This is a genomic window from Pontibacter korlensis, from assembly GCF_000973725.1.
GTDB classification, from domain to species: domain Bacteria; phylum Bacteroidota; class Bacteroidia; order Cytophagales; family Hymenobacteraceae; genus Pontibacter; species Pontibacter korlensis.
The window spans coordinates 469,985-489,814 of the sequence record NZ_CP009621.1 but is presented as its reverse complement, the minus strand read 5'-3'; the positions used below and the strand labels follow the sequence as shown (position 1 = coordinate 489,814).

Genomic DNA, 19,830 nt, shown 5'->3' with positions numbered 1-19,830 from the left:
AATTCACCCTTATATATGACAAGCTTATACAAAATCAAGCAAGTAGCCTCACTTGCACTGATGCTTTTACTCCTTGCGCCGATCCTTGCTTTTGCGCAGAACGATAAAAAGGAGAAGGAAACAAAAAAAAAGGATGAAACAAAAAAGGAGGATGTCTCAATCAATGCTTTGCCTCCTCCTGGCGGTGGTGGCGGTGGCGGAACATACTGTAACAGCATATCTCTCAGACTTGTGAGCCAAGGCTGCTCCAGTGCAACGCTGCAGGCTTATCCTCCTGCAGACTGCGTATTCAGTTATTACTTGTATGGCCCCAACGGCCTAGTAACGACAGGGAACGGTGAGACAGTTAACTTCACGGTATCTCAGAATGGCAATTATTATCTGAAAGCCAGGAATCCCAATGGCGAGTTTACCAGCAATACTGTTTCCGTTTCAAGCATCCAGCCGGCAGTCTACAGCATGACTGGTGGTGGCAGTTTCTGTGCGGGCGGCAGTGCGGCCGTAGGGCTTTCCGGCAGCCAGGGCGGTGTAAGTTACCAATTGCGCCGTGATGGGATAAACGTAGGATCAGCTATATCAGGCACGGGCTCGGCTCTGAGCTTTGGCAACCAGACCGTAGGGGGTACTTACACAGTAGTGGGCACCAACTCCTCCGGCTGTGCCACCACCATGAGCGGCAGTGCGGTGGTTACGGTGAACCCGGCGCCAGCCACACCAACTGTATCCTCTTCCTCCCGCATCGGGGCAGGTACAGTGACGTTGAACGTTTCCTCTCCTGTCACAGGTTACACCTACCATTGGTACAGCGTATCCTCTGGGGGAACGCATTTTCACACCGGCACAAGCTATTCCCCTAATCTATCCTCCTCCAAAACCTACTATGTGTCTGTCAGAAACAGCCAAGGGTGCGAGAGTGGACGCAGAGCTGTAACGGCGACCATTTACCCGTCCCCGGTAGTGACTGTACAAAGTGGTTCGACAGACCTTGTTCCCGGTGCTAGTGTGACATTTTCTACTAATTACACCTACACCACTTATCAGTGGCTGAGGGACGGAGTAGCTATTACAGGCGCAACGAGTAGAACCGTGGTGGTCAAAGATTCAGGAATCTATAGCGTCCGGGTAGCCAACAGCGGAGCGATAAACACGGCTACCTCTCCGGGGAAGGCCGTAAGGCTGGCACGAGACGCACAGAACATGAACTACATCGTGGAGAACACTGTGATGAAGGCTGGTGTACAGAGCGCGGCCGATGCCGACCGCCTGCCGGTGGGCGAGGTGGTGCAGAAGATCACCTACTTCGACGGGCTGGGACGGGAGCTGCAGACGGTGCAGACTCAAGGTAGCCCCTTTAAGAAGGATATCGTTACTCCGGTGAGCTACGACGCCTTGGGACGGGTAGAGAAGACTTACCTCCCCTACGTGATGGGGCAGGGCGGGGCCTACAGGCCCGATGCCACCGCTGAGCAGGCAGGCTTCTACAGCCTTACAAATCAGGCAAACCCGACGATTGCCAAGACCTCGGAACCTTGGGCCGTTCCGGTGTATGAGGCATCCCCGCTGAACCGGGTGCTTAAGCAGGGCGCCCCGGGGGAGGCCTGGCAGCCGGATGGCCTGCCGGCAGAGACAAGCACGGACCACACGATTAAGCTTATCCAGCGCGCGAACGTCGCGGGCGAGGTGCGCCTGTGGCAGGTGAACGCCTACACACCGTCTGAGAGCGACAACCCCATGGGCACGGCTATGCGCTTTGACGGCGTGAACGACTACCTGCTTGTGGGCGACAAGGCCCCACTGAAGATGACTGAGTCGGTGACTGTGGAGGCATGGATTTACCCTACAGGCAATGGGAGCAATGCTACTTCCGGCGGAATCATTGCCTCCAAGGAGGGAGAGTATTGGGTTGCGCGCTACCCTGACGGCAGCGTTGGCTGGGCTTTGGCCAATACCTCACCAGGTTGGAAAGCGATTAAATCTACCGCCAAGGCACCGCTCTACACCTGGAGTCACGTGGCCGTGGCGTACGGTGGAGGCTATGTTAGGACTTACCTGAATGGCAGGCTAGCCCACACATATTCAGCTTCTGGAGCCATCGGGGATGCAAACACAACTCAGAACGACTTCAGAATAGGTGGGCGGCAGTCCGGGTCACAGTACTTCAATGGTGCCATTGATGAGTTGCGGGTGTGGAGCACTGTAAAGACAGAGGCCGAGATCGCTGGTGGCATGCGAAAAGTGGCTGCTTCTTCGGCAGTAGGGCTTGCCGGCTACTGGCGAATGTCTGAGGGAACAGGAACAACGGCTGCGGATGCATCGGTAAATGGTAACACAGCAACTTTGGCGAATGGCGCTGCTTGGGCGACCAAGGGACTTTACCCGCGTAGTGCAACCTATACCTCTCAAGGCTTTTATGAAAAAGGCATGCTGTACGTGACCGAGACGCGCGATGAGCAGGGTGCCCTGACGGTGGAGTATAAGGACCTGCAGGGCCGGGTGGTGATGAAGAAGGTGCAGGAGGCGGCCACGGTGGACAGCAAAACAGAGGCAGGCTTCATGATCACGCAGTACCTCTACGACGACCTGGGCAACCTGCGCCTGGTGATCCAGCCTGAGGGCTACCGCAAGGAGCTGCCTGCCCCGGACGGGGTGGGGCGGATCTCGCTCACGCCCACCTTCCAGGACCGCTGGTGCTTCCGATACGAGTACGACGGCCGAAGAAGACTGATCGAGAAGCAGGTGCCGGGCTCCGGCGCGGTGCAGATGGTCTACAACAAGCGCGACGAGGTGGTCCTCACGCAGGATGCTAACCAGCGAGGTCTGAGGAAGTGGTCCTTCACCAAGTATGAAGTGCTGGGCCGCCCGATCATGACAGGGGAGCTTGTGACCACTACGGCTAATAACAGCCAAGACGCCATGCAGAAAGCCGTTGATGCTTATAACGCTGGAGCGGGCCGCGCGCAATTTGAGTCCAGAACCGGCCCGACCGGCCTGGGCTACACACTAGCCAACACCTACCCGTCGGTGACGGAGGCGAACCTGCTCTCGGTGACCTACTACGACGACTACAACTACGGCTACCTCTCCGGCTATGCCTTTAAGCCTGATCATTTGGCGGGTGTGACAGCAAGTAATAGCAGGGTGCGCGGCCAGGTGACGGGCACCTACGTCAAGTCGCTCCACCTCAAGAAGGCTGACCCTAACGACCCGTCAATCAAAGTGCCGCTGTGGCTGACCACGGCGACCTTCTACGACGAGAAGTACCGCCCGGTGCAGACGGTGGCACAGAACCACCTGGGCGGGGTAGACCGCACCACCACGCGATACGACTTCACGGGCAAGGTGTTGGAGACGCTCACCACGCATGAGAAGGGGACAACTGCCACTTATGCTGTGCACAACGCCTTCACCTACGACCACATGGGACGCTCGCTCAAGACCCTGCAGCGCACGGGCCAAGACGCGGCTACTATTACTTCGCTCCCGGCCGTCACGCTCTCAGAGAACAGCTACAACGAGCTGGGCCAGCTGGTGGAAAAGCGCCTGCACAAGCAGGGCAGCAAGGACTACCTGCAGAAGGTGGACTACCGCTACAACATCCGCGGCTGGCTTGCCTCGATCAACGACCGCCAGCTTGTCGGGCAGGAGGGTGACCCGCGGAAGGACCTGTTCGGCCTGGAGCTCACCTACAACGAGAGTATGCAGCTGGGCACTGCCGGGCAGTTCAACGGCAACATCTCCGAGGTGCTCTGGGCATCGATCGGAGACGGAGTGCAGCGCGGCTACGGCTACGGCTATGACCAGGCCAGCCGCCTGAAGTCCGGCTTGTACAAGGCTAACACCGGCTCGGGCTGGACGGCTGAGACGGACCGCTACAACGTCTCGGGGCTGACCTACGACCACAACGGCAACATCCTCTCGCTGCAGCGCCGCGGCATGACCGCGGGCAAGGCCTATGACCCTGCCGCGGCCCGCACTTGGGGGCTGGTGGATAACCTCACTTACAGGTACGAGGGCAACCGTCTGGCCACGGTGAACGACGCGGTGAAGACGGTGGGGCCGGCCGGCGACTTTGTTAACGGCGTGACGCGCACCTACTCGGAGGGCACGGCCAGCACCTGGGAGTACGGCTACGATGCCAACGGCAACATGACGGCCGACCAGAACAAGAAGATCACGAAGGTGACCTACAACCAGCTCAACCTGCCTGCGAAGGTGACCATCACCAACCAGGGCAGCGTGCGCTTCTACTACACGGCCGGGGGCCAGAAGCTGCGCAAGACCGTGTACGCCACGGGCAAGGACTCAGTGGTGACCGACTACGTGGGCATGTTCGTGCACCAGGGCGACACGCTCTTCGCGCACACGGCCGAGGGCCGCGTGGTGCAGGAGCCGGGCGTGGGCGACGGCTGGCGCTACGAGTACCACCTCAAGGACCACCTGGGCAACCTGCGCGTGACCTTTGCCGAGCCGGGGGCTGTGGACGTGCACCTGGCCACGATGGAGACCGAGCGGGACAGCCTGGAGAGGCAGTTCACCGGCTTTGAGAACACGAAGATCGGTGTCAACGAGGGGTTGGACCATACCCACAAGACGGCCTACCCAGTGGGGGCATCCACCGAGGCGGTGCGCCTCAACAGCTACCGCGGGGCCGTGGCCACGCCGGGGCTGAGCCTGAGGGTGCTGCCGGGCGACACGGTGACGGCGAAAGTTTACGCCAAATACGTAGATTTGCGGCGCAGCCAGGTGGACGCCTCGGTGATCGCCGGGGCCCTGTTGGGCACGGCCACCGGCTACACGGCCGTGACCGACGCCGGCGGCCTGACGCAGGTGAAGAACAGCACCGGCTCGGTGGTGGCCACCCTTGGCGGCGCGGACGCCGGGGCGGCTCCGACGGCTTCCCTGCACTGGATACTCTTTGATGAGGAGTTCAGCGGCGATACCCTAGAGGCAGGCTATATTAGGCTCAACGGCCAGGCGGCGGTGACGGACCTGGCCTCGCTCAATGGGGCGCACCAGATGCTGGAGCTTACGGTGCCGGTGATCCAGAAGGCCGGCTACCTGCGGGTGGAGGTGCGCCATGACGCCGTGGAGGACGTGGACGTGTACTTTGATGACCTGGAGGTGGAGCACCGCCACGGCATCCTGGTGCAGGAGAACCACTACGACCCTTGGGGCCTCAACCTGGCCGGCATCGAAAGGCAGGGAACGCCGGACCACCTCTTCCAGTACAACGGAAAGGAGAGGCAGACGGAGTTGGGGCTGAACTGGATTAACTATGGTTTTAGAAACTATGATCCACAGATAGGCAGATGGCATTCTCCAGATGCTGTTGCACATTGGGCCGAGAGCCTAAGCCCATACCGATACGGTTTAAATAACCCAGTAAGATATATTGATCTTCTGGGTCTTTGGGAGGCAACGAATGGAGGATATAAAACAGATAAGAAGGAGGAGATAGAACGCTTTATGACTTATCTAGATATAGAAAGAAATGCTCTAGGAAATTCTCCTTCTATAGATCAGGCAAACTCCTTTGTTGAAGGTGAAATGGAAGGTGGATTAGGACGCCTAAGTAATGGATCTAAGCTAGTGAGCACAATCAACATTGATAGTTATGATAGAGGCACTCATAGGGAATGGGTTCCTGATGGGAAGTCCGCTTTCAGTGCATGGAAGGAAGTGCAAAATGATCTAACTCCAGTTAAAGAAAATGTAGTGCTTGACAAAATGAATACTGTAGTTAATTACCTAGGAATGAACAATGATGTAAAAGGAGGGCTAGGAGTGGTAGCAACGCATTTAGGGGGGGATATGAGCCCTTATAAAGGTTACATGAGATATGCTAGTGTAACCGGAAAAGTTTTAGGAGCTACTAGTGCGGGAATATCATTAGTAAAATTAATGAATAAGCCAACTATAGGAAACGGACTTATTTTCGCTGTTGATATTGCCTTAATGGGAACAGGACCCTTAGGAGGGTTAGTTGGAGGTGTGGCCGAGGCTACTGGAGTTAAAGATGCTGTAGCTACTGGTATTGACGAATATGTTGAATATAATTCATTTATTTCTAAATTTAATAAAAGATGAGAGAGCTAAACATAGTAAATCTAATGATTACATCTCTTTATTTAAAATACCGGAAGAAGGAAGAACACCTTCTAAGTGCATTCTGGGCAAAGTTATTTTTAGCTTTCTTAGCTACTTGTTTCATCTTTGTTCCTATCAGGATATTGATTGAACGAGCTCCTTTACACTGGCAATGTTTTTTTGATGACTATTTAATTGTGTTAGTTTTTCTGGTGTGGGGAGCGATGGTTGCTCTTTTGCATTTAAGGACAATCAAATACTCTACACTTGCTGATATAGAGTTAAGAGCCGATGAATACAGTAAAGGGATAAATATAGTTATTATTTGTTCAGTAACATGTATAATACTGACTTGCACAGTCATGTATGTGATGGGACCAACAGGTGCTGGTTGTTAGGCTAAACTGGTACTAGTCTTTATTCCGTTTTTACGTCTAGCTAATCACAAAGAAGCATCTTGCTGACGCGAGTTTGTGTCCCATGTCTATATTTAGATTATAAACTACAGAAGCCTGTCCAAGTAGGATGGGCTTTTGCTTTTCCGCCGCCTGTTCCATAGTATAACGGCTGCTCTCTGGGCTGTCCGCCGCCTCACTCCGTTCAGCCACGGCCAGCCCAGCCGCAGCCCATGTTATGCTCGCCTGCGGGCCAGCTGCCGCACAGCCAGCCGCCTTCGTGCCTCCGGTACACTATGGCATATAGAAACTGAACTTGCTACCTTTGACTGGAGGCTTATTGAAAGGCAGCTTCACAGAAAGTGTTATATTTAGCTGTTATGGAAAAAAGAGAATATGACGCCTCCTTCAAGCGGATGGCCATTGATCTGACCTACGCCAGGGGATCGGTAAAGGAAGTGGCTCTGGAGCTGGGCATTGACCCCGGCAGACTTAGCAAGTGGCGCCAGAAGGAGGGCACACCCATAAGGTCGGCCGAAGGTTTAACGGACGAGCAAAAAGAGATCAAAAGGTTGCAGAAAGAGCTAAAGGAGGCGCAGCTGGAGCGAGATATCCTAAAAAAGGCCATCAGCATCTTCTCCAAGGGAGACGGGCGGTATACGGATTCGTAGAAGAGCACCGGAACCAATTTCCCGTAGAGAAGATGTGCAAAGTCCTGAGGGTGAGCAGCAGCGGATTCTACTACTGGCTCAAGCACCCGGTGGGGCTAAGGGAGCTCAGAGAAGAGCGCCTGGTGGCCCAGATCAGGCAGGTGCATGAGCAGAGCAGGGGCCGCTACGGCAGCCCCCGCATCAGCTTTGAGCTAAAGGAGCAGGGCATCCAGGCCTCCCGTCCCCGCATCGCCAGGTTGATGCGAAAACATCAGATTCAGAGCATTGTACGGAAGAAATACAGGATCAATACCACTGACTCCAACCACAGCCTCACAGTGGCAGAGAACTATCTCAACCGGGACTTTACCGCAGCCAGACCGGCCGAAAAGTGGGTGTCGGACATCACCTACATCAGAACAGAAGAGGGCTGGCTCTACCTGACGGCTGTGCTGGACCTGGCCGACCGGAAGGCGGTGGGCTGGGCGTTGAGCCAGACCATGGAGGCGGAGGCCACCACGGTGGCCGCCTTCCAGATGGCTCTCAGCAACAGGCCCTTGAGCGGGGAGTTGCTCTTCCACTCTGACCGGGGCGTGCAGTATTCCTGCAGCGCCTTCAGGGAGCAGCTGGAGGGGATGCCCGTGCTGCAGAGCATGAGCCGCAAGGGCAACTGTTGGGACAACGCCGTGGCAGAGAGCTTCTTTAAGACGATGAAGACCGAAATGGTTTACCACCACAGGTTCGCCACCAGACAAGAGGCCAGGCTGGCCGTGTTCGAATACATCGAGGGCTTCTACAACCGCAAGCGGAGGCATTCGGCACTGGGCTACCTGACCCCTAGCCAGGTTGAGGAAGAATTATATCAACAAAGAAGGGCTGCCTAAGAAAAAGCCTCCAGTAAAACATTGCAATTCCACTTCCTGGCTGGCTCTGGCTTCCGCTCGCAGCGGCTTCGCGCTTGGAAATCTTACCCCCAACCCCCGGCATCAACCGAGGGCTTTTAGATAATAACTGGTGCCATACCTTATAGTTGGCGCTATACCTTAGGGCCAGCTGATCCGCCAGCTGCACGTGGGGTAGCAAAAGCCAGGCTGTAGAACTACAAAAAGAGCCATCAACTGAATGAAAGTCACATGTTTCTCCTTATCTTGCTAGGCTTTAACAGCCTAAGCGACAGCGCGCACTGCATCATACCTTAACTACATATTCTATTGAGAACAAATGAGTCATTTTTACCCCTTCCTGCTACGGAAGGCACGCGCCGATCTGGACAAGTACAAGGGCCGCTTCGAGAAGGTGGAGAGCGTCAAGGACATGCCCAAGGGCTTTTTGAAGCTCAACCCGCTTAAAGGCAGGCCATGGCAGGAGCGCGTGGTGGTGGGCACGCAGTGGCAGCTGGGCAAGCAGGAGCGTTTTACGGTGGACTTGGGGCCCTACGCCGCCTGGCGCTTCACCGATAAGTTCTCGCTAGGGGCTGGCGCCCAGTACCGCCTCTCGGTGAGCGTGGAGGACAAACCCTATGTGACCGGGTCAGACAAGGTGCTGGGCTACTTCGCCTTCACCGACGTGGAGGTGTACAAGGGCTTTTTCGCGCGGGCGCACTACGAGGACCTCAACGCCCGGGTGCCGCGCCAGAATTCCATCACACAGGCTGAGGAAGTGGGGCAGGAGTGGGTGAAAGGCCTGTCGGTGGGCGTGGGCAAGACCTACACCTTCTACAAACGCGTCAAGGGCTACGGGCTGGTGCAGTACAACCTGCTGCACCAGCGCGGAAAGACGCCTTACCTGCAGCCCCTGCAAACCAAAATAGGCTTCTTCCTCTACGGTAGTGATTTGGGGCGGAAGGAGAAGAAGGAGTAAAGGTTAGACAGCAACAACAACAAAGCCTGTGACTGTTGCTCCTGTCCCATAAATCCGCCGTGACTGTTGCACAACTACCCTAATCCAGCCGTTAGCATATAGGTTAAACCTTTGGTGCTATGCAGGGCAGGAAGACTTTCACGGATGAGAAGGAGCTGCACTTCTCGCTCTCGGCTCTAGGTGCCGGAGCACAACTATTACCGACAACTCAAGCAGCATCTAAATATAGACTTTCTCTACGAGCAGATGGAGCAGTTCTACGGACGTTGCGGTCAACAGTCGATCGACCCGGTGGTGTTCTTCAAGCTCTGCCTGGTGGGCTACCTAGAGAACATTACATCAGATAGAAAACTTATTGAACACTGCAGCCTGCGGCTGGATCTGCTCTACTTTCTGAATTACCAGCTCGACGAGCCGCTGCCTTGGCATTCCACCCTTTCTGAGCACCCGCCAGCTGTACCCCGAGGCCTTGTTCGAATCGCTGTTTGACAGAGTCTTCAGCCTGTGCGTGGAAAAGGGCATGGTATCAGGCAGTACACAAGCCATAGACTCAGCCCCAATCAAGGCCAATGCTTCCATGGAGAGCCTGGTTCCGAAGCAAGTGTCTGCAGAAAACCGCTTACAAAAGACAGGTGCAGAGCATCAGGATGTGAACAAAGAAGAGAATCCGTCTTCCAGGCAGTATGTCACGGCCCCCGAACACCAACTCAAGCGGCTTGAGAGGCGCTGGCAGCGGCTAAACGAGCGCCCCGCAGGAGCCATCGGGGCATCCAATGAGAAAGCCCAGTTGCTGAGCAACTCTGGCGCACTACTCCCCGCACGATCCCGACGCCCGCATTTCTGTCAAGCCCGGCAAGGCCAGGAAGCTCTGGCTACCACTGCAGCATGGCCGTGGACACGGCCATGGGTGTTATCTCTCATGTGCGGGCGGACTTTGCCGACGGCCGGGACAGTCAGCACCTGCCTTCCCTTGTGATGCAGGTACAAGACAGGCTCAAAGCCAATGGCCTGCTCATGCAGGAGCTGCTGGCCGATGCCGGCTACTCCAACGGTTCCAACTACTATTTTCTCGAGCAGCGGGGCATCACTGCTTGGATCCCGGTGTTTGGGATGTACAAGCCAGAGATAGAGGGCTTTCCTTATGAGAAGGAGAATGACCGCTACATCTGCCCAATGGGCAAGCCACTTCCCTTCAAGGGCTTTGACCGAACGCAAGACGGTAGGCTGCTGAGAAACTACTGGGCAGCCCCGAGTGACTGCCGGCAGTGTTCCAACAAATCCACCTGTGCTCCGAAAGCTCGATGCCGCAAGATCACCCGCACCGCCTATGACGAGCCGTACCAGCGGGCCTACGCCAGGCAGCACAGTAAGCGCGGCAAGCAGATGAAAAAACTTCGTCAGAGCACGGTGGAGCCGGTCTTCGGCAGCCCGGTGCAGCACTATGGCCTCGAGCAAGATCAACATGCTGGGTAAGTCCAGTGCGCGTAAAGTCAGCGGTTGCCTTCAACCTTAAGAAATACCAGAAATTCAAGCCAACTGGGTCTATAAGCGTGGCCATAGCCCAGGTGAAGGAGCGCCAACAGCCTTTTCCCAGCAGTTTTTTGATGTGTTTCTACCATCATTTCTTGTGTTTCTACCATCATTTCTTCAGATGGAAAATTGATGCGGGACTTGAAGTATCAAATTTGAACTAAGACCCAAACTAGGTAAGTTAATACCTGAGTTGTGCAACATGCACCCCGGAATTTTGAGATGGAAGGAGGCCACCAGGAAATGGTGGCCGGAGCCTATCATGCCGGTGCCATGGTTAGCATGCCTTTTCCTTGATCGACAAAGGTTGGTAGCAACATATCGCTAAACATATAGGTGCAGACTAATTTATTTAGTAGTATTGTTTTGTATAAACTAACAAAATAAACCTATGAAACTCATCGAGAAGCTTCTGAAGGAAATCGAGGAAGAAGGGCAGAAAACCCGCAAAATGCTGGCCATCGTGCCTGACGACAAATACGACTGGCAGCCTCACCCCAAGAGCATGCCTGTTAAAGACCTGGCACTGCACATTGCCGATTTGCCCACCTGGATAACCCTGGCTGTTACAACCGATGAACTCGACTTTGCTGCCAGTCCCTATAATCCCGGTAATGTAACCAACACAGAGGGGCTCTTGACGCTGTTCGAGAAGAACCTGGCAAAGGCGAAAGCAGATATGGAGCAGGCAACAGAAGAGCAGCTGGAAGAGCCTTGGACGTTGCGCAGCGGTGATGCTGTGTACATGACCCTGTCGAAGTATGAAACCATCCGCCATGCGCTGGCGCAAACAATCCATCACAGGGCACAGCTTGGTCTGTACCTGCGGCTGTTGGGAATTCCTATTCCAGGTAGCTATGGACCAAGTGCCGACGAGCAAGGCTTATAAATAACAGTAGCAACACAGTGTCAGCTCCCCGCAATTGTCAGCTCCACAATTTTAGACTACCTAGGAGTAGATAAGGTCTATCTCAACATCAGGGTATAAAGCAAGAACCTAATTGCTATTTCTTAAACTTCTGAGTATTTTTAAGCCATAGTGTTTGCAGTTAGTTTGCAGCATATCAGGCGGTGAGTGATTCGGTGAGTTACTCAAATTGCAAGTTTTAAACTGATGATAATCAGTTGGTAGTGCGGATAAAGAAAATCCCTGCATCTCCACAATTTTTTTTATCATAACTTGCAAACAGCCTGTAAATCAAAAGTTTACAGGCTGTTTTTGTTTTGGACACACTAAGTTTTCACACCTTTTCATACATTTTAAGTGAGTGATTCGGTGAGTAACTTAGACGACAGGACTAACTCACCAACGTAGTTTTAAGATATTGATATACAGGATGTTCAATTGATGTGCATCTTGTCTGGAAGTGACTGCAAAGCTAACTTTGTTCAACCTTAAAAGTCACTTTTATGAGCATCAATTTCAGTCTCCTGTTCTATCTCAAGAAGCCCAAGAACTATACCTCCGGGCCTGTTCCGATCTATATCCGGATTACCGTTACGGGAAAGCGCGCTGAGCTTACTACGGGAAGAGAGTGCCAACCTGGCCGGTGGAATGTTGCCGCAGGCCGTGCCTCCGGCAACAGGGAGGAAATAAAATCCCTGAACATGTACCTGGATAAACTTCAGGCAAAGGTGTATGAGGCGCACCGACAGCTGATAGAGGCTGGCGAGTCAATAACGGCAGATAGAATTAAGATGAAATTTTTGGGCAAGGAGGACAAGCCCAGAATGCTCATCGAGATCTTTAAGGAGCATAACCGGAAGGTTGAGGCTCTTATAGGCTCTGAATATTCAGAAGGTACGTCAAAGCGTTACAAAACCTCGCTAAAGCATACGGCTAACTTTCTGCGCTGGAAATATGTGGTGGAGGATATTGATATCGGGAAAGTGGACCATGCCTTCGTCGCTGACTATGACTTCTACCTCAGGAGCGTTCGCAAGTGCAACAACAATTCAGCTGTTAAATACATCAAGAACTTTGGCAAAGTAATCCGCATCTGCCTTTCGAGCGGCTGGCTGAAAGTTGATCCCTTTCGGAATTATAAAGCCAAGACACGGAAGGTGGACCGGGTGTTCCTCACAGAGGAGGAGTTAAACGCGATGGCGGAAAAGAAGTTCGTAAGCGAGCGCCTGATGCAGGTGCGGGACATCTTCCTGTTCAGCTGCTATACCGGCCTTGCCTACGTGGACGTGCAGCAGCTGAAGCGAGCGGATATTGGGAAGGGAGTTGACGGGGAGCAGTGGATCTTCAAGAACAGGCAGTAGACGGACACACCGTCCCGCATCCCCCTGCTGCCGTTGGCACTGCAGATTCTGGAGCGTTACCAGGATCACCCACAATGCCTGTATGACGGCAGATTGCTACCTGTGCTCAGCAACCAAAAGATGAATGCCTACCTGAAGGAAATAGCTGACGTGTGCGGGATTGAAAAACCTATTACCTTTCATATTGTCCGACATACCTTTGCCACCACTGTGACGCTTCTAAACGGGGTGTCAATGGAAAGTGTCTCTAAAATGCTTGGCCACACCAGCCTAAGGACTACCCAGCAGTAAGCCAAGATTCTGGATGTGAAAGTAGGGGAGGATATGCGCCTGCTCAGAGAGCGATTTAAGCAGTGATCAACAGCAAGGGATGGTTAGCTCGCGAAGTCGATTTGAAGAATGCCTATAAAAGAAAGAAGCCGGCTTCTTCAACAGCATTTTTGTCTGGGAAAGGAAGGACCGGGACTGCATTAGCAGGGAACCTGCATAGTCTTATAACTCATAATGAGCCTATCTGCAGGAACTTTAGGTATTATGAGGTAATTAGATTGATGAATTGGACTGAGCGGGATCTGCCGCAGCGGATACGGCAAACTGATTGTTTAATTAGTTTGCACTAGGTGTGAAGAAAGCTATAGTAAGTAGTAACCCTATTCTTACATTACCAGAGAATGTCACTTACATCCTGACTATTGTACATTAACAATGCGATGCAGGGATTCGAAGTTACTGCATAACCCGTTCACTATCAAGTGTGTATTACTCTTAAATACAGCGGGCACCCGAATTTACCTCCTCACCGAGATTCTTTGTGTATATTATTATAATATTTACTTCATTTCTATACTAACCTCAAGTATAAAACGAGAAAAGTTAACTTCTACTTTTTAGCAAATTCTATAATTTGGGATTAAATAATGACTTCCAAAATAAGGATGATAAAGCAAGCTTCATCTAGTACTCATTGATGTCTTATAAATTTACCTTATGTTAAATAAGGTAAATTGTCATGTACTGCTGACAGGTACTAACAATTGAGGAATGGAGCCTGCCAAGAACTGACAGAAAGGCGTGATTTATATTTAATATATGCTTTTTCTTTTATTATACAAATAAAAGATGGTAAATATTTAATATTATACAAGATGGCAAAGTGTACCATAAAAATCTGGTCAAATAATTGATTCCACTAATCTAAATGGTAGATACGTAAAGCATACCATTAGGTTATATAATATTATTATCTTCTTTTTCCCGAGTGCAAAGGTAGTAAAATATATTAATCTGCAAATGCTTTCGGCAGGAAATCAGCTCACCTGCTTTGTTGAGATGAGGTAAACTTTTAGCCATGAGTAAAGAAACAAGCAGAAAAGCTGCTTCTGCTGCATCTAAAGTTTTGAGAGACGGACGTACTAGTGCGGCAAGCAAGACAGCTGCAGGAAGCGCTCTTTCTCAAAGAGAGAGCAAAGGCGGCAAGAAGAAGTAAGTAGCACATTAGTGCACTTATGAGAATGTAAATAACTGGGCAGAGCAAAATTCTGCCCAGTTATCTTTTATTACCTTATTGATTATTCCATGTCCACATTCAAGAACAACCACCTCCAGTTCGTGCTCGACACGCACAACATTAACCGAGAAGAAGAGAAAGACCTCTTAGATAAATATAAAACTAAGCGGGACAAAGTTAAAGATGCTCTTTGTGAAGAGTATGGCAGTGATATAGTGAAGATCATCAATTCTGGGTCTTACAGTAAGTTCACAGCAATAAACACAAAGTTTGATCTGGATCTGTGTGTGCATTTTAAGAGAGAAAAGTTTAAAACCCTCAAAGAGATGCACGATTCAGTATATGAGTTCCTAAAGAAAGAGTACAAGAAAACCGATGATGACCTAGTAAAGGTCAGAAAGCAAAAAGTATCGGTTGGGTTAAAGTTTAACGTAGATGGAGATGATGTGCTTTTTGATGTCACACCTGGGCGGAAGCTGGCTTCAGACTCCAATTCTGATGAAAATGACATAAAACTCTATTTGAACAAAGAGGATGACCCAACTTCCAAAAAAACAAACATTCATAAGCAACTGGAAAAAATCAGAGGTAGGACTAATGAAAGGGAGACTATAAAACTAATCAAGGTGTGGAAGTTCAACCACGACCATGACCTAAAATCCTTCCTGGTGGAGCTATTGACCATGGAAGCTTTCGATCAGGCGGAAGATGTGCCAAGAGGGCTCTGGGCCAGGCTAAAAATGTCCTTAGAATTCATTAGGGACAATATCAAAACAATCTCGCTTAAGGATCCTGGTAACAGCAACAATAATGTGGCAGATAGCTTAACTTCAGAGAGAAAAGATGAGCTGCACGAAGAGATTGAGGAAATGCTGGAGAAGATCGAGAAGGATGAAAAGAAAATAGAATATTACTTCCCGGCTAACCCTAAATACCCAAAAGAGGAAGAGAAAAAGAGCAGTAGCAACTCCCAGTACGAGAGAAAAAGTGAAGCTACTACGAAGTTACCCCCTACATCTTATGCATAAAAGTGACATTGAATTCTATAACAGCTATTTTGCGGGGTTGGAAAGATGTCGACTTGAACAAAATTTTAGGCTTCTTGATGAAGAGCCTTTTTACCACGGCCGAATCTGTATCGATACGGCCAAAGGCCCGTTAGACTTTGAAGTGCTTCTGCCCGAAGATTACCCTTTTGGCGAAGCACACTTTTACTGCAGAACGATAAAAGGGTACAACCATCAAAATCTTACTGCCACAGAAACGCTTGGAGGAAATGCTTGCCTTAATACTCCGTTTGTAGACCACCTACATACCAGGCTCTCTTTGGATGTTGAAAAGCTATACCAGTGGATAGAGGATTTATATATCAATGAAACCCGCCAAGAGTATGAATACCCTGCCTTCAAAACACAGGGCAAGGCTCACCTGCTTTTCTCCGAGACAGCAAATGATTTAACACCAGACAGATTTAGAGAGAACCTGTATGGGACCATGACCTATACGGTTCTTAACCAAAGGCTAACATCTAACGGAAAAGCGGAAACTTATACTCTGCTGGCTCAACAGTTAGGAGGAAAGGAATCCTCTTGGTCTAAAGCTTACAAGGGCGGTGATCTCTATCAGGGTGTTTGGGTATTTGTGGCAAAGGAGCCGGTCGTAAGGCACCGGTTGAAGATGGATTCTTGGGAACAGCTCCGAGACTTACTTCCATCGTCATTCTCTGACTTCTTCTTAGACTTCTGTAAAAAGAGTGCCAGGTATATGCTTGGTCCTGATGGGTTACGAGAGTATTTTCTTTTGGCTTTGGGCTATGCAATCCCAACCTTAGACAATAAGCAAGAAGTCCATTGGGATCTCCTGTTGGTTCCAGTCAAAGACTTTAGGAGGAGAGAGTTAAAGCGGCGCCCCAAGTATATCAAGAACCTCACTGAGCCCCTGCTCTGGGATGGGACAACGAACAGTAGTTACCAAAGATTCTTTGGCCGTGGAATGCTCAGTAAGGCTTTGGTGTCCAAGAACATTCTAATAATAGGTGCGGGAGCTATAGGCAGTTCGTTGTCAGAACTGCTTGTGCGAGGAGGTCTAACAAAACTGACTTTATCTGACAGTGATACAGTTGAGCCTGGTAATGTTTGCAGGAGTAAATTAACCTTTAAGCACACGAATATAGCTAAGGTGCTGAATTTGCGTCTAAGCTTACTGGATATTTCTCCCTTCGTCGATATAGAGACAATCGCAGCGATACAGCCGACGAGTCCCAAAGGCAGATATTACGAGAACACAGCATCTGTATTAAACCAGTTTGACCTGATATTCGATTGCTCTGCCGATAATCAGGTGCTACAAATGCTGTCCTACGGAAATGTAATTTCTCCCATCGTTAGTCTTTCCATTACAAATAAAGCAAGACACCTGCTGTGCTTATCTTCATGGGACAGCCCTCGGCTTATTGAGATGAAGTCTAGACTTCTAGATTGGCTTAAAGCGGATCATTATCCAACATTTAAGCCTGGCACTGGATGCTGGCACTTTACATTCGAGGCTAGCTATCCTGAAATTAACGCGCTGCTTAATAAAGCACTAAATAATATCAACACGTCAACTTTGAACGGACAGAAACCTGAAACATTTATTCTTTCTGCCGAAACCAATTCATCTATCAGCAAGTTGTCTTTCATAAAATATCAGCAACCAGAACTTGGGCTTAAACTTAAGGTATCTTCAGCCACTGTAGAAACAGTTCTAGCTAATTCTGATTCCTTCTTTCCAAATGAATATGGAGGTCTTTTGATGGGCTCCTACTCAGATGATTTTTCGGAGGCATTAGTTTTTGATGTAATATTACCTTCCAAATTTAAAAGCTCACCCACATCTTTTGTCCCTGATACAGATGAGCTTAATAAGAAGCTGAATAAATACGGGAAAGAGCATGATTCAGGGGTTGAATATTTGGGTGAGTGGCACTCTCACCCTAAAGGCAGTGGTCAGTACTCACCTCAAGACTTTGCTTCTTTGAAAAAGGTAGCGGAGGCTGGAAGTGTGGCGGTAGCTAATCCCCTTTTACTAATCGCGTCAGGGTACAAAGGAGAGATGCAGCTTAGCTTCTATGTTTTCTCTAAAAATAAATTGTATAAATTTTCACCTTATAACTGATACTTTCGGCTATCAAAAGTTAAAATAAAATGAAAAATTTAGTTCTTTTTGTTGTTCTAGTCATGATGTGTTTCTCTGTCCATGCTAAAGAACCTAATACTTCCATTGAAAACCGAGTTCAACAGTTAGAAACTTACAACCAAGAAATAATTCAAAAGAAAGTAGACAACCTGGAGAAAGAAGTACACCTGAAGCTACAGGAGAACCAACAAGAGATCGATATACAGCTGACGGAAAAAAAGAATGAGATAGACGATAAGCTTACGCTCCTAAACACAGTAGCCGTAGTTGGTGGTCTCCTGTTAGCTCTTGGAATAGGAGGCTTAATTTACCAGTTCTTTTGGGGTATGAAAAAGCTCGCCGAAAACACTCTAAAGGAAAAACTTCAGACGTACCTGTTTGAAAACACTCAATCAATGATGGAGTTGGTGAACAGTCATAGGGTAGAAAGCAAAGTAAAGAAAGAGAAGCTCGTGAGGGTCGTTAGTGGATCTGATGATGAAACGAATCTCATGAAAACCTTGCTTAAACGAATGGGCTTTAAAAATATAGAGTGCACCACCGTTGACATCTATATACCTTTTCCTCCGTCTGATCTGCTTATATTCTGTAACATTAGGAAAAACTTAGACACAGAAACAATTGTAAGTTACCTGGAAGAAAGCAATGCAGAAGATGTGTTTGTTTACTACGGAGGAAGGCTAGAACTTCCTCAAGATAAGTCTCACTTTAGCGAGAGGCTTAATTACGCTAACAGCAGATTCACTGTTTATCATCAAATAGTAAACACACTCATATTTAAGGATATTTTGCAGGAGCAGGCACTAGATGCTTGATGCATTTTTATCCGACATTTAACCGACATTAAGGACTTTTATCCGACATACTAGCTTCTGTAAACATAGAGAGTGGCCTTCTTTTCCCCTTCTTTAGTAAGCAGCCCCTTTTCCACCAATTCGGTCAGGTCCCTTAGAGCGGTTCTGTCCGTCACGGCGAATCTCTCCTTGTACCTGCTGCTCCGAATCCTTCCCTCACCCTTCCAGTGCAGTAAAGCATCCTCCTGCCTTTCATTCAAATGGAATTCCTTCAGAAGCTCCTCTGTGTAGATGTCCTTGAAAAGCGTGACAGAAATACCGCCGGCGATGGTCTCTATGCGGGGCTCAGGAAGTCCGTGGCGTCGGCACTCCTCCATGACTTTCACAGTGCCCCTACCCCAAGCTTCGATCAGGCCACCCTTGAAGCAGACATCCGCCAGCACGGGGTTCTTGGGAAGAGACGGGTGCTTCCGCTTCAGGTCTTCTATCGACAGGTTATCCGGCAGTGTTCCCTCGTTCCAGACGGTGAGCCGGTCGCTATAGACACTCACCTGGATGGGAGCTGTCATGTACGTGCGGTGCACAATGGCGTTGAGCAGGATCTCGCGGAGTGCCTCAAACGGATACTCAGAACCCTCTATGCGGTGAAGCCCCTGGTAGGAAACAGGGGCCGTGAGGTACTTCTTCTGTAGCAGTTCCAAGGTAAGGTCAGCCAGCTGAAAGGCATTTCCCTCCACTAAGTCTTGGAAGAGCAAGTCAGCGTCAGAACTTCCGAACCGGCCAATCTTCACATAAGCCGTGGGGAAGAATGCCCGCACATCTTTCCCGAATAGCAGCAGAGCCGCTCGCTTCAGGTCATCTCCCTTCAGCAGCCTCAGGTTTCTCAGGAGCTCCTGCGTGCTGTCATCCGCCGCGGAAGGTAGACGCCTGCTGTTGCTGGCTCCCCTCTTGAAAGCCTCGATGCCGGTTTCGCCTATGTCCTGCAACGTAGCGCTGGGTTCTACTACGTCGTCCCAGGTTTTGCCCGCCTTGCGGAGCAGGAACTCGTTTAGAGCGGCTCCGTTTAACTCCTGCTTCGTGCTGCCGCTCCTGAAATGGTACTTCCCGTGGTAAGAGATCGGCACATCATAGGGATGCACCACAATTTCGATAAAGTGCCTGCCACTCTCTTCATGAAGGTTCACGTCACAGAGGATGCCAAGATGATTCAACACCTTATTAGGAATGTCCTCCATCAGCTTTTTATAGTCAGAGAGGCCGGTGACATGGCCGTCATCGTCCTTGCCAATGTAGATCCTGCCGCCCTTGGCGTTGGCAAAGCCGCAGATCCACTTCAGGTACTCGTCGCGCCAACTAACCTTCCACTCGATATTTTGACTCTCGGGCATTCAACTATCTGTTTTGTGAACTTCAAAAATAGTGGTTTACATCTATAAGCGCCAATGTGCTCTTTATAAATCAAACAGATGGCTTCTGCTGGTAAATAAGTTAAGGTTGTGAAATCTTAATCTCAGTAATTGTCAAGTTTTATAACAGAAAAACTTGACAAGGCAGTGTGAGTG

Annotated in this window: 14 protein-coding genes and 1 pseudogene; 14 read left to right on the top strand and 1 reads right to left on the bottom strand. The window is 50.1% G+C overall.

What is annotated here, in order from left to right:
* Positions 1 to 15 precede the first annotated feature (15 nt).
* The 14 genes and pseudogenes from PKOR_RS01965 to PKOR_RS01915 all read left to right on the top strand — a co-directional run bounded on the left by PKOR_RS01965 (position 16) and on the right by PKOR_RS01915 (position 18,289).
* Positions 16 to 6,087, top strand: a complete 6,072-nt coding sequence (locus PKOR_RS01965) for a DUF6443 domain-containing protein (RefSeq protein ID WP_046308835.1) — start codon at positions 16 to 18, stop codon at positions 6,085 to 6,087.
* A complete protein-coding gene (locus PKOR_RS01960) occupies positions 6,084 to 6,485 on the top strand; it encodes a hypothetical protein (protein WP_148561612.1) in 402 nt (133 codons plus the stop codon). Before PKOR_RS01965 ends, PKOR_RS01960 begins: the two co-directional genes overlap by 4 nt.
* Positions 6,486 to 6,862: 377 nt before the next feature.
* Positions 6,863 to 7,060, top strand: a pseudogene (locus tag PKOR_RS01955) (transposase); the annotation flags it as partial.
* Positions 6,982 to 8,016 (top strand): IS3 family transposase, encoded by a 1,035-nt coding sequence (locus PKOR_RS01950; protein WP_148561611.1) that lies wholly within the window; start codon positions 6,982 to 6,984, stop codon positions 8,014 to 8,016. The pseudogene PKOR_RS01955 and the gene PKOR_RS01950, both read left to right, overlap by 79 nt.
* Positions 8,017 to 8,353: 337 nt before the next feature.
* Positions 8,354 to 8,992: a hypothetical protein gene (locus PKOR_RS01945; protein WP_046308832.1), complete on the top strand. Its 639-nt coding sequence runs from the start codon at positions 8,354 to 8,356 to the stop codon at positions 8,990 to 8,992.
* 180 nt (positions 8,993 to 9,172) lie between these two features.
* Entirely contained in the window at positions 9,173 to 9,481 is a 309-nt protein-coding gene (locus PKOR_RS24655) for a transposase (protein ID WP_071843104.1), read from the top strand.
* Positions 9,482 to 9,877: 396 nt separating this feature from the next.
* Positions 9,878 to 10,465, top strand: a complete 588-nt coding sequence (locus PKOR_RS24650; RefSeq protein WP_052738672.1) for a transposase — start codon at positions 9,878 to 9,880, stop codon at positions 10,463 to 10,465.
* Between the two features lie 448 nt (positions 10,466 to 10,913).
* The gene (locus tag PKOR_RS01935) at positions 10,914 to 11,411 is read left to right on the top strand and encodes a DinB family protein (protein ID WP_046308831.1); all 498 of its coding nucleotides are present in this window, start codon (positions 10,914 to 10,916) and stop codon (positions 11,409 to 11,411) included.
* A 521-nt stretch (positions 11,412 to 11,932) separates the two neighbouring features.
* Entirely contained in the window at positions 11,933 to 12,790 is an 858-nt protein-coding gene (locus PKOR_RS01930) for a site-specific integrase (protein WP_235337142.1), read from the top strand.
* A gap of 33 nt (positions 12,791 to 12,823) precedes the next feature.
* Positions 12,824 to 13,081, top strand: coding sequence for a tyrosine-type recombinase/integrase (locus PKOR_RS25450; RefSeq protein WP_235337140.1), 258 nt, complete (start codon positions 12,824 to 12,826; stop codon positions 13,079 to 13,081).
* Positions 13,082 to 14,138: 1,057 nt separating this feature from the next.
* The gene (locus PKOR_RS25185; RefSeq protein ID WP_179223094.1) at positions 14,139 to 14,276 is read left to right on the top strand and encodes a hypothetical protein; all 138 of its coding nucleotides are present in this window, start codon (positions 14,139 to 14,141) and stop codon (positions 14,274 to 14,276) included.
* Positions 14,277 to 14,365: 89 nt separating this feature from the next.
* Positions 14,366 to 15,325 (top strand): nucleotidyltransferase domain-containing protein, encoded by a 960-nt coding sequence (locus tag PKOR_RS01925; protein WP_046308830.1) that lies wholly within the window; start codon positions 14,366 to 14,368, stop codon positions 15,323 to 15,325.
* Entirely contained in the window at positions 15,318 to 17,453 is a 2,136-nt protein-coding gene (locus PKOR_RS01920) for a ThiF family adenylyltransferase (protein WP_046308829.1), read from the top strand. Before PKOR_RS01925 ends, PKOR_RS01920 begins: the two co-directional genes overlap by 8 nt.
* 29 nt (positions 17,454 to 17,482) lie before the next feature.
* The gene (locus PKOR_RS01915) at positions 17,483 to 18,289 is read left to right on the top strand and encodes an NARF domain-containing protein (protein ID WP_046308828.1); all 807 of its coding nucleotides are present in this window, start codon (positions 17,483 to 17,485) and stop codon (positions 18,287 to 18,289) included.
* Between the two features lie 50 nt (positions 18,290 to 18,339).
* Here PKOR_RS01915 and PKOR_RS01910 read toward each other — a convergent pair whose 3' ends face one another.
* A complete protein-coding gene (locus tag PKOR_RS01910; RefSeq protein WP_046308827.1) occupies positions 18,340 to 19,656 on the bottom strand; it encodes an ATP-binding protein in 1,317 nt (438 codons plus the stop codon).
* Between the last annotated feature and the right edge of the window lie 174 nt (positions 19,657 to 19,830).